15 protein-coding genes are annotated in these 14,178 nt (G+C 66.5%); all 15 read left to right on the top strand.

The genetic code is table 11. From position 1 onward, the window contains the following. Positions 1-547: 547 nt before the first annotated feature. The 15 genes from dsrA (at position 548) to KJ554_00230 (ending at position 14,118) form a co-directional block, all read left to right on the top strand. Positions 548-1,738: a dissimilatory-type sulfite reductase subunit alpha gene (gene dsrA / locus KJ554_00300; GenBank protein ID MBU0740770.1), complete on the top strand. Its 1,191-nt coding sequence runs from the start codon at positions 548-550 to the stop codon at positions 1,736-1,738. Next, positions 1,738-2,829 (top strand): dissimilatory-type sulfite reductase subunit beta, encoded by a 1,092-nt coding sequence (gene dsrB, locus KJ554_00295; protein ID MBU0740769.1) that lies wholly within the window; start codon positions 1,738-1,740, stop codon positions 2,827-2,829. The genes dsrA and dsrB overlap by 1 nt, the downstream gene beginning before the upstream one ends. A 7-nt stretch (positions 2,830-2,836) precedes the next feature. Then, positions 2,837-3,076, top strand: coding sequence for a hypothetical protein (locus KJ554_00290; protein MBU0740768.1), 240 nt, complete (start codon positions 2,837-2,839; stop codon positions 3,074-3,076). 263 nt (positions 3,077-3,339) lie between these two features. Further along, positions 3,340-4,728 carry a cobyrinate a,c-diamide synthase gene (locus KJ554_00285; protein ID MBU0740767.1) on the top strand — a complete coding sequence of 463 codons (1,389 nt, stop codon included), beginning with the start codon at positions 3,340-3,342 and terminating at the stop codon, positions 4,726-4,728. After that, positions 4,725-5,219 (top strand): hypothetical protein, encoded by a 495-nt coding sequence (locus tag KJ554_00280; protein MBU0740766.1) that lies wholly within the window; start codon positions 4,725-4,727, stop codon positions 5,217-5,219. Before KJ554_00285 ends, KJ554_00280 begins: the two co-directional genes overlap by 4 nt. Continuing rightward, positions 5,194-5,775, top strand: coding sequence for a tetratricopeptide repeat protein (locus KJ554_00275; protein MBU0740765.1), 582 nt, complete (start codon positions 5,194-5,196; stop codon positions 5,773-5,775). Before KJ554_00280 ends, KJ554_00275 begins: the two co-directional genes overlap by 26 nt. Before the next feature lie 15 nt (positions 5,776-5,790). Continuing rightward, positions 5,791-6,108, top strand: a complete 318-nt coding sequence (locus KJ554_00270; protein MBU0740764.1) for a TusE/DsrC/DsvC family sulfur relay protein — start codon at positions 5,791-5,793, stop codon at positions 6,106-6,108. Positions 6,109-6,190: 82 nt separating this feature from the next. Beyond that, a complete protein-coding gene (locus tag KJ554_00265) occupies positions 6,191-6,667 on the top strand; it encodes an RsbRD N-terminal domain-containing protein (protein MBU0740763.1) in 477 nt (158 codons plus the stop codon). Positions 6,668-6,743: 76 nt separating this feature from the next. Next, positions 6,744-7,736 (top strand): sulfate reduction electron transfer complex DsrMKJOP subunit DsrM, encoded by a 993-nt coding sequence (gene dsrM, locus KJ554_00260; GenBank protein MBU0740762.1) that lies wholly within the window; start codon positions 6,744-6,746, stop codon positions 7,734-7,736. 6 nt (positions 7,737-7,742) lie between these two features. Then, positions 7,743-9,398 (top strand): (Fe-S)-binding protein, encoded by a 1,656-nt coding sequence (locus KJ554_00255; protein MBU0740761.1) that lies wholly within the window; start codon positions 7,743-7,745, stop codon positions 9,396-9,398. Further along, positions 9,391-9,798, top strand: coding sequence for a sulfate reduction electron transfer complex DsrMKJOP subunit DsrJ (gene dsrJ, locus KJ554_00250; protein ID MBU0740760.1), 408 nt, complete (start codon positions 9,391-9,393; stop codon positions 9,796-9,798). The genes KJ554_00255 and dsrJ overlap by 8 nt, the downstream gene beginning before the upstream one ends. Next, positions 9,785-10,555: a 4Fe-4S dicluster domain-containing protein gene (locus KJ554_00245; protein ID MBU0740759.1), complete on the top strand. Its 771-nt coding sequence runs from the start codon at positions 9,785-9,787 to the stop codon at positions 10,553-10,555. The genes dsrJ and KJ554_00245 overlap by 14 nt, the downstream gene beginning before the upstream one ends. Before the next feature lie 16 nt (positions 10,556-10,571). After that, positions 10,572-11,732, top strand: a complete 1,161-nt coding sequence (nrfD, locus tag KJ554_00240) for a polysulfide reductase NrfD (GenBank protein ID MBU0740758.1) — start codon at positions 10,572-10,574, stop codon at positions 11,730-11,732. A 74-nt stretch (positions 11,733-11,806) separates the two neighbouring features. Beyond that, a complete protein-coding gene (locus KJ554_00235) occupies positions 11,807-13,477 on the top strand; it encodes an FAD-dependent oxidoreductase (GenBank protein ID MBU0740757.1) in 1,671 nt (556 codons plus the stop codon). Positions 13,478-13,518: 41 nt separating this feature from the next. After that, the gene (locus KJ554_00230) at positions 13,519-14,118 is read left to right on the top strand and encodes a bifunctional precorrin-2 dehydrogenase/sirohydrochlorin ferrochelatase (protein MBU0740756.1); all 600 of its coding nucleotides are present in this window, start codon (positions 13,519-13,521) and stop codon (positions 14,116-14,118) included. Positions 14,119-14,178 lie beyond the last annotated feature (60 nt).

The following is a 14,178-nucleotide window of genomic DNA, read 5'->3' as shown; positions in this document are numbered from 1 at the left end:
GTAGTCGCGAAGACCCCATCCGTGGTACAACAGGGACGTGGACATGCTTGGTTAGCCTCCTTGCTGAAGCCTCGTAACTTCGCAGGAGACTTGCATGTCCACATTTTTTCAACCTTCAACTACGCATGAACCGGAAGAGCCAATTTTAAGTTTCCGTCCGCTGTCGAGCGCGCGCACCGCCGCACGGTCGCCGCAGAGCCGGACGCGACCGATCGGAATGCGGCCTGTCGCAGGAATACTGCGCGGCTTGGAGTTATCGGCTGCGGCCGCCGCCCCCCCCCCCCGGCAGGACGCCAACGGTAGCCCATGCCGGGTCCGCGGACCCTACCCGACGCGGTCATCAAGGGATTTTATGGTAGCCATTCAAACTCAGAGTTTGACGTAGGGCCTTTCTGGCGGCTCTGTAGGGACAGGAAGTGGGCATCGATCATTGCCACCGGCATGCGATGCCCGTCGCAAGTTGCTGTCCCCGCGGACGCGCGCCGATGAACGGCGGCGCCGGGGGTTGCCCGCGATGCCTTACCCACAGGCGTGGAAAGGGGAAGCTATGGCGGAGAAGTTACGGGAAACGCCCTTGCTCGACGAGCTGCAAAAGGGCCCGTGGCCGAGCTTCGTGACGGAGATGAAGAAGAGCGCGGCGAAGAACCCGATGGCCAACGACCAGATGGGAATCCTCGAGCGCTCTTACAAGGACAGGATCGGTCACTGGAAGCATGGCGGCCTGGTCGGAGTCATGGGGTACGGCGGCGGCGTCATCGGTCGCTACAGCGATCTGCCCAAGGAATATCCCGAGTGTTCCGAGTTTCACACCATTCGCGTCAACCAGCCGGCCGGCTGGTTCTACACTTCGGAAGTCCTCAGGAAGCTCTGCGATGTCTGGGAGAAGCACGGTTCCGGGCTGACCAACATGCACGGCTCCACCGGTGACATCATCCTGCTGGGCGCGAAGACCGCAGCGCTGGAGCCCACCTTCTCGGACTTGACCGAGATCGGCTTCGACCTCGGCGGCTCGGGCTCGGACGTGCGTACGCCCAGCTGCTGCTGCGGACAGGCGCGTTGCGAGTGGGCCTGCTACGACACCATGGGGTTCACCCACGACCTGACCATGCACTTCCAGGATGAGCTGCACCGTCCGGCCTTCCCCTACAAGTTCAAGTTCAAGATGGCCGGCTGTCCCAACGACTGCGTGGCCTCGGTCGCCCGCTCCGACATGTCGATCATCGGCACCTGGCGCGACAACATCCAGATCGACCAGAAAGAGCTGAACGCCTATGTCAAGGGCGGCCGGGTCGACATCCAGGAAGACGTGGTCGACCGCTGCCCGACCGGCTGCATCAAGTGGGACGGCAAGGCCTTCGCGATCGACAACTCGAACTGCTTCAAGTGCATGCACTGCATAAACGTGATGCCCAAGGCGCTGGCTCCCGGCAAGGATCGCGGCGCCACCATCCTGCTCGGATCGAAGGCTCCGATCATCGGTGGCGCGTTGCTGTCTTCGGTCCTGGTTCCCTTCATCAAGATGGACGAGGGCTACGACGACATCCACGAGTTGGCCGAGGCCATCTGGGACCTCTGGGGCGAGCACGGCATGAACCGCGAGCGCGTGGGCGAGTTCATCCAGCGTATCGGACTCGGGAACTTCCTCGAGCAGATCGGCCTGGATCCGGAACCCGAGATGATCATGCACCCGCGTACCAACCCGTACATCTTCTTTGAGCTAGACGAGGAGGAAGAGTAATGGCAGCCACTCCGGCTAAAAGGACGACCGACATCGGCCCTCCCCATTTCGAGCAGTTCCTTCCGCCCGTGATCAAGAAGAACTACGGGAAATGGAAGTACCACGAGATCCCCCGACAGGGCGTGCTCATGCACGTGGCCGAATCGGGCGACAAGCTCTGGTCGGTGCGGGCGGCGACGCCTCGCCTGATGAGCATCGAGACCATCCGGCTCTTCGCCGACCTCGCCGACGAGTTCTGCGACGGGCACCTGCGGTTCACCAGCCGCAACAACGTCGAGTTCCTGGTCGTCGACGAGGCCAAGATCGAGCCGCTCATCGCGCGACTGAAGAAGGAAGGCTACCCCGTCGGCGGCATGGGGGCCTCGATCACCAACATCGTCCACACGCAGGGCTGGGTTCACTGCCATTCCGCCGCTTCCGACGCCTCGGGCGTCGTCAAGTCGGTGATGGACGAGCTCTTCCCCTATTTCGACGGCAGCCAGAAGCTGCCCGCCAAGCTGCGCATCGCCTTCGCCTGCTGCCTGAACATGTGCGGCGCGGTGCACTGCTCGGACATCGCCATCCTCGGCGTCCACCGCCGAGCGCCCGCGATCAAGCACGAACTGCTCAACTCCCAGTGCGAGATCCCGTCGACGGTGTCGGCGTGCCCCACGGGCGCGATCCGGCCGGCCAAGGTCGACGGGCACGATTCGGTGGAAGTCATCGAGGAGCGGTGCATGTTCTGCGCGAACTGCTACACCGTCTGCCCGGCGATGACGCTGAACGATCCGGTCAACGACGGTCTCTCCATCTGGGTCGGCGGCAAGGTCAGCAACGCCCGCCACGAACCGATGTTCTCGAAGCTGGCGATCCCGTTCCTGCCCAACAACCCGCCGCGCTGGCCCGAGGCGGTCGCCGCGGTGAAGAACATCGTCGAGGTCTACGCCGGTCACGCCCGCAAGTACGAGCGGATGGGCGAGTGGATCGAGAGGATCGGTTGGCCGCAGTTCTTCAAGCTGACCGGAATCGAGTTCACCAAGTACCACATTGACGACTTCAAGCATGCCGGCGAGACCTTCAGGAGATCCCTCCACTTCCGGCATAGCGAATGAGAAGGGCGTGAGCGACATGGCGACCAAGGATGAAGTGGCCGAGGCCATGTACGGCATGGTCAAGGAATACCACGGCAAGAAAAACCTGAAGGCCCTGGATCTCACGAAGGCCATGATCGAGAAGTTCGGCGAGGAGCAGTGCGACAAGAAGCTCTGCAAGCTGGCCATACGCGAACTCGTCGATACTGGCAAGTGCACCTACTCCTACGTCGGCGGCAGCTACATCGTGCTGCCGCCCGAACAGTAGGAACGCAGGACGAGAACGGTCCCCGGCGCGATCCGCGCGCCGGGGATCCGATCTCGAGATCGGAAGCCACCCACGGCATCCACCGGTGGCGAGATTCCGGGTGCTGACCCAGCGAACGGTGGCTCGCGTGACTCGTACCCGCTAACCCGGGATCGGAACGGGTTCAGGTTGTCTGGCAAACACCTGCGACGAGTGGTGGCGCATGGACGCCGCGACTCCGACAGCTCTCATCGGGACGGCCTAATCAGCGCGGGAGAAGTAGAGTGGCCCGGGCCAAGCTGCCAAGACTGGTTCTCGCGGGGCTCGCCGGCGACAGCGGCAAGAGCCTGGTATCGCTGGGCCTGATCAGGGCCCTGCGGCACCGCGGCCTCGACGTCGCACCCTTCAAGAAGGGACCCGATTTCATCGACGCCGCCTGGCTCGGCGCGGCGGCGGGGACTCCCTGTCGAAACCTCGACACGTTCATGATGCCTCAGGAGGCCATTCTCGCCTCGCTCGCCGCGGGGGGCCGGGACGCGTCCGTCGCGGTGGTGGAAGGGAATCGCGGGCTCTACGACGGCGTGGACGCCGGCGGCTCCCACTCGACCGCGGAGCTGGCCAAGCTGATCGGCGCGCCGGTGGTGCTGATCGTCGACGTCACCAAGTCCACCCGGACGGTGGCCGCCCAGGTTCTCGGTTGCCGCCTGCTGGATCCCGAGGTCCGGCTCGCGGGCGTCATCCTCAATCGCGTCGGGACGCGGCACCAGGAAAAGGTGATACGCGAGGCGCTGGCCGCCGACACGGGCCTGCCGGTGCTGGGTGCCATCCCGAGGCTGCGCGACCAGCATCTGCCCAGCCGACATCTCGGTCTGGTGACGGCGCTGGAGCACCCCGAGGTGGAAGAGACGCTCGAGCGCGTGGCGGGGATCGTGGCCGAGCACACGGACATACCGGCGCTGCTGGCGCTGGCCGGCGAGGCGGCGGACCTGCCGCCGGTCGAGGATGCGAGGGCCGCCGCTCCCGCCACGGGCGGGCGGCGACGCGTCCGCATCGGCGTGCTGAGGGACCGGGCCTTCTCCTTCTACTATCCGGAAAATCTAGCCGCGCTCGAATCGGCCGGGGCACGGCTCCAGCCGATCTCGCCCCTGACGGACGACGCGCTGCCCGTCATCGACGGTCTCTACGCCGGCGGCGGCTTCCCCGAGGTCTACGCGGCGCAGCTGTCGGCCAACCGACCCCTGCGCGAGGCGCTCGCGCGGCAGATCGACGAGGGCCTGCCGGTCTGGGCGGAATGCGGAGGGCTCATGTACCTCTCGCGCGCCCTGGTGATCGACGGCGTCGCCCACGAGATGGTCGGCGCCCTGCCCGTGGTCGTGGAGCAGACATCGCGTCCGCAGGGGCATGGTTACGTGCAGGGTCGCCCGGACCGGGCGAATCCCATCCTGGCGGAAGGCACGGATCTCAGCGGGCACGAGTTCCACTACTCGCGCCTGCGGGAAGGTCCGGGCGAGGTGCCCACGGTGCTCGAGCTGACGCGGGGGGTCGGGATCGGCGACGGCCGCGACGGCCTCTGCGTCGGACAGGTCGTGGCCGCCTACACGCATCTGCACGCGCTGGCCACGCCGGACTGGGCGGACGGACTCGTCGGGGCCGCGGCCGGGAGGGTGCAATGAACCTGCGCACGCACGTCCAGGAGATGGTCGAGCACGGCAAGCTCGACGAGATCGACATGCTGCTGGGCGTCGAACCCCGGGCCGTCCGGTATCTCGTGAGCCTCACGTACAGGACCGAGCCCGAGGTGCGCAGGGTCGCCTGCCGCGGCGTCGCCCTCGCCGCCCGCTACCATCCGGACCTGGTGCAGCAGGTGGTGCGCCGCCTGATCTGGGCCATGAACGACGAGTCGGGAACCAACGCGTTGACGGCTCCGGAGGTCGTCAAGGCGATCGCCGACGAGCGTCCCGAGGTCCTGCTGCCCCTGGTGCCCGACCTGGCGCGCCTGGCGGCCGACGAGGGCTTGAAAGACGGACTGGCCGGGGTCCTGCAGACCGTGGCCGGCAGTTTTCCGGGTGCCGTGGGCCGGGGCATCCAGGATTCGCTCAACAAGCGGTTCAGGAAGAACTCGAAACGAGGGAAGAAGCATGGCAAGTGCGGCTGCGGACAATAAGAGCAGGATCGAGGAGCTTCGCCGGGCCGTGGCCGACACCCCGGATTCGGCGCCGGCCCACATGAAGCTGGGCACCGCCCTGTTGCACGCCGGCGCCGCGAAGAAGGCGGAAGAGTGTCTCCGCCGTGCGGTGGAACTCGACCCCACCTTCGACGAGGCCTGGGTCAATCTCGGCGGGATCCTGCTCGGGCGCTGGGATTTCGCTGGCTGCGTCGAGGTGAACCGCCGGGTGGCCGAGCACAGTCCGGATCTCGTGCAGGCCCACTACAACCAGGGACTGGGCCATCTCTACCTGCACCAGGCCGAGGAGATGGTCGCGTGCTTTCGCCATGTGCTGGCAATCGACCCGGATCATGCCGGCGGACACTACCACCTCGCGGTGGGCCTGCTCGAACTGGGTGAAGTTGCCAACGCCCGCGCGTCTCTCGACCGGGCTGTCGGACTCGGGCACTCTCCGGCGCCCGAATTCCTGAAAGAGCTGGAGCGCAAGAGTGGCGGGACGCGTCCTGGCACTGATGACAAACGACAGTCGGATGGACACACTTCCGAAAAATGAAGAAGGAGGACGATGATGACGGAATTCCATGCGGGAGATCAGGTCCTGGAGATCGACGAGGACGGATTCATCCAGGAACCCGACAAGTGGAACGAGATCGTCGCCGCGGCCCTGGGCAAGACCGAGGGCGTGGACGATCTGACGGAGGACCACTGGAAGGTCGTCAATTTCCTGCGCGAGTACTACGTCGAATTCGGCGTCGCACCGATGATCCGCAAGCTCTGCAAGTCGACCGGCTTCAAGCTCAGCGAGATCTACGACCTGTTCCCCTCGGGGCCGGCCAAGGGCGCCTGCAAGATCGCCGGCCTGCCGAAACCGACGGGCTGCGTCTAGCCGACGACTTGCTCGCGTGACGTTCGGGAAGGGGGGGCTGCGGCCTCCTCCCCCGGCATCAAGCCGCGGACCGGGAGTTCCGATGCCAGGCGATCTCCTCCAGAAGAAGAAGAAGGCCATCGGCGAAAGATGGTTGGCGTCGCTCCTCGCCACCTACGGCGAGGACACGGCGGCCTTCCTCAGGCAGCAGAAGAACCGTTTCGCCAACCCGGTCGGTCGGACGTTCGCCGACGCATCCCGGGCCATCCTGGACGAAGTCCTCGACGGCATGGACGCGGCGAACCTCTGCGCCCACCTGGAAGAAATCATCAAGATCCGGGCCATCCAGGAGTTCTCTCCCGCCGCGGCGGTTTCCTTCGTCTTCCTGCTGAAGGACGCGGTCCGGGAGGAGATCGGTGACGCCGCGAGGGAGCCGGACATCCTGGTCGAACTGCACGAGATCGAGACCCGGATCGACCAGCTGGCCCTGTTCGCCTTCGACATCTACGTGAAACGCCGGGAACAGGTGTACAGCCTCCGGTTGCGCGAGATCCGCAACGGATTCGCGGAGCCGGCGTGATCATCGGCGCGGCGTGATCCGCGCCGGGAAGAATCGGGAACAGGAGCAGACTCCAGCCCGCGTGAGGTGGCAATCAATGACCATTCTAGCTGCTCTCGTCGCGACGGCCGTACTGGCGACGCTGGCCGGCCTGGGCGCACAGTCGCCAGGCCTGCGCAACGTCCTGGGGACGGTCATACCCTACGTCGCCATCGCCCTCTTCCTGGGGGGCTTCATCTACCGGGTGATCAAGTGGGCGCTGATCCCCGTGCCCTTCCGCATCCCGACCACGTGCGGACAGCAGAAATCCCTCTCGTGGATACGCCCGAGCAGGCTCGACAATCCGCACACCACGCTCGGCGTGATCGGAAGAATGGCGCTCGAGGTGCTGTTCTTCCGCTCCCTGTTCCGCAACACGCGGATGGAGATCAAGCCCGGCGGCAACGTGGTCCACGGTCCCAACAAGTGGCTCTGGCTCGCGGGACTGGTCTTCCACTGGTCGTTCCTCCTGATCTTCATCAGGCACTTGCGCTTCTTCACCGAGCCCGTGCCCGGCTTCGTGCTGGGCCTGCAGACCGTCGACAGCTTCTTCGAGATCGGCGTGCCGGCGGTGTACCTGACCAGCCTGCTCCTGCTCGGGGCGCTGCTCTTCCTGTTCCTGCGGAGGATCGTCTCGCCCCAGCTGCGCTACATCTCGCTGGCCAACGACTACTTCCCGCTCTCCCTGCTGCTCGGCATCGGCACCACCGGCATGCTGATGCGGCACTTCGCCAAGACGGACATCGAGAGCGTGAAGTCGCTGGCCATAGGTATCCTCAGCTTCAAGCCGGCCGTGCCGGACGACGTGGACCCGCTGTTCTTCATGCACTTCTTCCTGGTCTGCGTGCTCTTCGCCGTCTTCCCCTACAGCAAGCTGATGCACATGGCGGGCGTCTTCATGAGCCCGACCCGGAACCTGGCCAACACCAACCGTATGCGTCGGCACGTGAATCCCTGGAACTACCCGGTGAAAATCCGGACCTACGAGGAATACGAGGACGAATTCCGCGACAAGATGAAGGCGGCCGGTATCCCCGTGGAGAAGGAGTAGACGACGATGGACCTCAAACCCGATCAGATGGAGTACTACGATCACTCCGATCTGGAGAACGTGGACCTGCGTCCCCCGCGGCGCGGCTGGATGGACACGCCCGCCGACTTCCGCCCGGGAAGCTGGATCTACCCGGCCAAGCCGAAGCACCTCGAGTACCTCGGCATGCCCAACCCGCGCGAGTGGTCGCCCACCGACGAGGACTGGAAGCTGCCCGAGAACTGGCAGCAGATCATCCACGAGGGCTTCAAGGAACGCCTGGGAAAGTACCGCTCGTTCCAGATCTTCATGGACACCTGCGTGAGGTGCGGCGCCTGCGCCGACAAGTGCCACTTCTACATCGGCGGCGGCGATCCCAAGAACATGCCGGTGCTGCGCGCCGAGCTGCTGCGCTCGGTCTACCGCAACGACTTCACGGCCGTCGGCAAGCTGCTGGGCAGGTTCGCGGGCGGCCGCAAGCTGACGGTCGACGTGATCAAGGAGTGGTTCTACTACTTCTACCAGTGCACGGAATGCCGCCGCTGCTCTGTGTTCTGCCCCTACGGCATCGACACCGCCGAGATCACGATGATGGCGCGCGAGCTGCTGCACCTGATCGGCCTGGGCGTCAACTGGGTCATGGAACCCGTCGCCAACTGCAGCCGCACCGGCAACCACATCGGCATCCAGCCCCACGGCCTGAAAGACACGCTGGAGTTCTTCGCCGAGGACATCGAGGAAGTGACGGGCATCCACATCGACCCGCCCATAAACAAGAAGGGGGCCGAGATCCTCTTCGTGACCCCCTCGGGCGACTTCCTCGCCGACCCGGGCACCTTCACCTGCATGGGCTACATGATGCTCTTCCACGAGCTGGGGCTCGACTACACCTGGAGCACCTACGCCTCGGATGGCGGCAACTTCGGCCTCTTCACCTCCGCCGAGGCGATGAAGAAGCTGAACGCCAAGAACTACGCCGAGGCCAAACGGCTCGGCGTCAAGTGGATCCTCGGCGGCGAATGCGGCCACATGTGGCGCGTGATGCACCAGTACATGGACACGATGAACGGACCGGCGGACTTTCTCGAGGTGCCGCGCTCGCCGATCACCGGCACGGTGTTCGAACACGCCCGCTCGACCAAGATGGTCCACATCGCCGAGTTCACCGCCGACCTGATCAGGCACGGCAAGCTGAAACTGGACCCGAGCAGGAACGACCACATCCGCGTCACCTTCCACGACTCCTGCAACCCGGCCCGCGCCATGGGCCTCTTCGAGGAGCCGCGCTACGTCATCAGGAACGTCTGCAACAACTTCTTCGAGATGCCGGAGAACACTATCCGCGAGCAGACCTTCTGCTGCGGCGGCGGCGCCGGTCTCGGCACCGACGAGAACATGGAGATGCGGCTGCGCGGCGGACTGCCCCGCGGCAACGCCGTGCGCCACGTGCGGGACAAGTTCGACGTCAACCAGCTGGCCTGCATCTGCGCCATCGACCGCGCCACCCTGACCACCGTCTGCGACTACTGGGCCCCGGGAGTCAAGGTCACGGGCATCCACGAGCTGGTCGCCAACGCCATGGTGATGAAGGGACAGAAGGAACGGACGATGAACCTGCGTCTCGAGCCTCTCGAGGCGGGCGCGGCCGTCGGCGCGGCCGGGAAGGGGGAAGGCGATGCCTAGCAGGGACACCGGCAGGATCATGATCGGACTGGCCGTCTTCCTCGTCCTGGTCAGCTTCCCGATCTGGTACACGACGACCCGCGGCCAGTCGGACTACCGGCCGGACCTGGTGTACCCCGAGGGCGAGACGCAGTGCGTCGAGTCCAAGGCGTACATGAGGAGCTGGCACATGGACCTGCTTAACGAGTGGCGGGATTCCGTCGTGCGCACGGGCGAGAGGACCTACGTCTCGCACCAGGATCATCACGATTACGACATGAGCCTGCAGAACACCTGCATGAAGTGCCACCTGAACAAGGACACGTTCTGCGACCGGTGCCACAACTACGTCGGCGTCGCCCCCAAGTGCTGGGAATGCCACGTCGAACCGGGAGGAGGAGCCAGCCATGGACAAGGGTAGGAGAGACTTCCTCAAGATCTCCGGCGCGTCCCTGCTGGGACTGGGGGTCGGCGGACCGGTCGTCGCCAGCGGGCCGGAGAAACGCGCTCGCGACGCGCATGCGGGACCACGCTGGGCCATGGTCATCGACACGACGAAATGCCGCCGGCGGGACGGCTGCAGCGCCTGCAGCGACGCCTGCCACCTGGTCCACAACGTGCCCGAGATCCCCGAACCCCGGCACGAGGTCAAGTGGATCTGGAAGGAAAAGTACCCCAGGGCCTTCCCGACCCAGGTGCATCCCTACACCGAGAAATCGGTCCTGGAGCAGTCGGTGCCGGTCCTCTGCAACCATTGCGATCGTCCGCCCTGCGTCCGGGTCTGTCCTACCCAGGCCACGTTCAAGGCCGAGGACGGGATCGTCGCCATGGACATGCATCGCTGCATCGGCTGCCGTTACTGCATCGCGGCCTGTCCCTACGGCTCGCGCAGCTTCAACTGGCGCGATCCCCGGCCCTACATCGAGGACGTCCAGCCGGACTACCCGACGCGGACCAAGGGCGTCGTCGAGAAGTGCAACTTCTGCAAGGAGCGCCTGGCCAGGGGCCGGATACCGGCCTGCGTCGAGGCCTGCGCCGCCGCGGGCAACGAGGGCGTGCTCCTGTTCGGTGATCTGAACGATCCGGAGTCGGACGTGTCGAGAGCGCTGCGGACCGCGAACACGATCCGCCGCAAGCCGAGTCTCGGCACCGCGCCCCACATCTTCTACATCGTCTAAGGAACGAGAGGAAGTCATGCTAGAGAAGGCACTCACCGGCAGCCGCAGGTACTGGACCTGGGTCGGATTCCTCGCCCTGGTGATCGCGGCCGGTTTCCTGGCGTACTGGCGCCAGCTGAACGAGGGACTGATGATCACCGGGCTCAGCCGGGACGTCCCCTGGGGATTCTACATCGCCCAGTTCACCTTCATGGTCGGGGTCGCTGCCTCGGCGGTGATGGTGGTCCTGCCCTACTACCTGCACAACTTCAAGCCGTTCGGCAAGATGGTCATCCTGGGCGAATGCCTGGCCATCGCGGCCGTGATCATGTGCATGCTGTTCATCTTCGTCGACATGGGACAGCCGACGCGGGTGCTCAACGTGATGAGGTTCCCCACGGTCAACTCGCTCATGTTCTGGGACATGATGTCGCTGATGGGCTACCTGGGCCTGAACGTGGTGATCAGCCTGGTGGTCTTCGGCGCGGAGCGCAAGGGCGTCGCGCCGCCGGACTGGATCAGGCCCGTGATCATCCTGTCGATCCCCTGGGCGGTCAGCATCCACACCGTGACGGCCTTCCTGTACTCGGGCCTGGAGGCGCGCTCCTTCTGGCTGACGGCCATCCTGGTGCCCAGGTTCCTGGCCTCGGCCTTCGCCTCCGGACCGAGCCTGCTGATCATCCTGTCGCTGCTCGTGCGGCGGTTCACGAAGTTCGATCCGGGGCGCGAGGCGATCAAGGAGCTGTCGCTGATCGTCACCTACGCCCTGTCGGTGAACATCTTCTTCGTCGCCGTCGAGCTCTTCACGGGGCTCTACAGCGACATCCCCGAGCACGTCCACCACTTCCAGTACCTCTTCCTGGGTCTGGAGGGCAAGTCGGCGCTGGCGCCGTGGATGTGGCTGTCGGTCTCCCTGTCGATCCTGGCGTTGATCCTGATGTACGTGCCCGCCGTGCGCCGCAACGAGAGGGTCCTGCCCTTCATCTGCGCGGGCATCATCGTCGCCGTCTGGATCGAGAAGGGACTCGGACTGGTGGTCGCCGGGTTCATCCCGAACCCGCTGGGCGGCATCACCGAGTACTTCCCGACCGTGCCCGAGACGCTGATCACGCTCGGCGTCTACGGGATCGGCTTCCTCATCCTGACGGGGCTCTACAAGATCGCGATCACGGTCCGCGAGCAGAACAGGATCCTGTAGAGAACGCGCCGCGCGCGGGGAGGGACCCGGCCCGACCGCCCCCCCCCGCGCGCCGCGCCACGGAAGTGATTCCATTGACGGGCTACAAACGCAACGTGGTCGTCGTCGGAGCCTCGGCAGCGGGGCTGCGCTGCGCGAGCCGTCTCGCCCGCCTGCAGCCGACATGGTCGATCAGGGTCGTCGAATCGCGCGACACCTTCTCCTGGGCCGCCTGCGGCCTGCCCTACGTCCTCTCCGGCGACATTTCCGACCCCGAGGCCCTGCACCGCACCAACGACGGCGCCACACGCGACAGCGCCTATTTCACCGATGTCAAGGGCATCGAGATCCTCGCCGGCCAGCGCGCGGAGGACGTCGACGCCCAGGCCCGCACCCTGCTCGTCCGCGACGCAGGGGGAGCCGAGCGCATCCTGGACTGGGACGAGCTGGTACTCGCCACCGGGGCCGCGCCCCGTCCCCTGCCCGGCCAGCCCGAGCATCCCCGCATCACGTTCTTCCATACCCACGAGGACATGAAGGCGCTGCACGCGGATCTCGCCGGCGGCAAGCTCCGTCACGCCGTGATCATCGGCGCCGGTTTCCTGGGCTGTGAGCTGGCCGAGGCCTTCGCCGCCCTGTGGGGCGCGGAGGTGACGCTCCTGGAATCCGCGCCGGCGCCCCTGCCCGGCCTGCTCGATGCCGAGGTGGGCGCGATCGTCGCCGCCGCCCTGCGCAGCGAAGACGTGGACCTGCGACTGGGCGCGACGGTGGAGAGCATCGACGCGGACGACGAGCGGGTCCGCATCCGCCTGGCCGGCGGCGAGATCGTGGAGGGAGACGTGGCGGTCGTGGCCATCGGCGTGCGGCCGGAGATCGAACTGGCCGCCGCGGCCGGCGTGCGGCTCGGCCCCACCGGCGCCGTGGCCGTGGACGAGCGCCTGGCCACCTCGACGCCCCACGTCTGGGCGGTCGGCGACGCCGCGGAGACCCGGCACGTCCTGACCGGTCGGCCGGTCCACGTGCCCCTGGGTTCGCTGGCGAACCGGCAGGGCCGCACCCTGGCCAACATCCTGGCGGGTCGCGACGACGCCTTCCCCCCCGTCGCCGGGGCGTGCGCGCTCAGGGTCTTCGACCTGAACGTCGCCGCGACGGGGCTGACGCGCGCGGCCGCCGCGGCCGCCGGTCTCGAGACCCGCTCCGTCTGGATCACCGCCCACGACACGGCCGACTACTGGCCCGAGTCCAGGGAGATCGCGATCCAGCTTTCCTACCGGCCGGATACGCGACAGGTGACGGGCGTCCAGGCGGCGGGCGAAGGCGAGGTCGCCAAGCGGATCGACACGGCGACCCAGCTGCTGGCGCAGGGAGCCACACTGGCGGATTTCACGCATCTCGAGCACGCCTACGCCCCCCCCTACGCACCGGCGCTCGAACCCCTGGCCGTGGCGGCGATGGTGGCGGAGAACCTCGAGGACGGCATCGAGCCGCTCGCGCCGGAAGACCTCGCCGACCGGCTGCGGATCCTGGACGTGCGCCACGCCTCGGAGAGCGGTGCCCGCCCCCTGGAACTGGACGGCGTGACCCACCTGTCGCTGGAATCCTTGCGGCACGGCTCCGGAGACCTAGATTTGCAGCCATGGGTCGTCGTGTGCGAACGCGGCACGCGCTCCGCCGAGGCCGTCCGCTGGCTGCGGGCGCGCGGCGTCGCGGCGACCTATCTGGGAGGCGGCCTGCGCTGGCGCAGCCTGGCGAGTCTGGACGAGTAACCCGGCACATCGACGGATCAGCCGATGAAGGGAGGGCCGACATGTATCCCGTCATGCTGGCCGTGCACAGGCAGCGCTGTCTGCTGGTGGGCGGCGGCGGGGTCGCCCTGCGCAAACTGGACGGGTTGCTGGCGCACGGCGCGCAGGTCACGGTCGTGGCCCCCGAACCCATTCCCGCCGTCGAACACCTCGCGAGCCTGGACCGCATCGTTCTCGAGCGCCGGACCTACACGGCCGGCGAAGCGGCCGCGTACTCCCTCGTCATCGCCGCGACCGACGACCGCGAGGTCAACCGCCGGGTCTACGAGGACGCAGAGCGGGCCGGCGTCTGGGTCAACGTGGTCGACGACCCCCCGCTCTGCACCTTCCACCTGCCGGCTCGCGTGCAGCGCGGTTCGCTGCAGATCGCCATCGCCTCGGAGGGTGAGGCGCCCTTCGCCGTGCGCCGGCTGCGCAAGCTCTTCGAAGCCCGTTTCGGGTACGCCTGGGCGGAGTGGATGGAGGCGGCGGCGCGCTTCCGGCGCAAGATCCGCGGCATGAACCTCACGCGCGTCGAGGAGGAAGCCCGCTACGACGCCTTCTTCGACAACACCGTCGATCCGGTGGCCTTCAAGGCGCACGTGCCGACCAACGCGGAGTAAAGCGCCTATCTGGCGGCGGACGGATCCGCCGCAGACCCGCCGCCGGCCGCCACCGCGGGC

The sequence above is a fragment of the bacterium genome, assembly GCA_018814885.1.
Classification (GTDB): Bacteria; Krumholzibacteriota; Krumholzibacteriia; order LZORAL124-64-63; family LZORAL124-64-63; genus JAHIYU01.
This window is presented reverse-complemented; position numbering and strand designations above follow the sequence as displayed.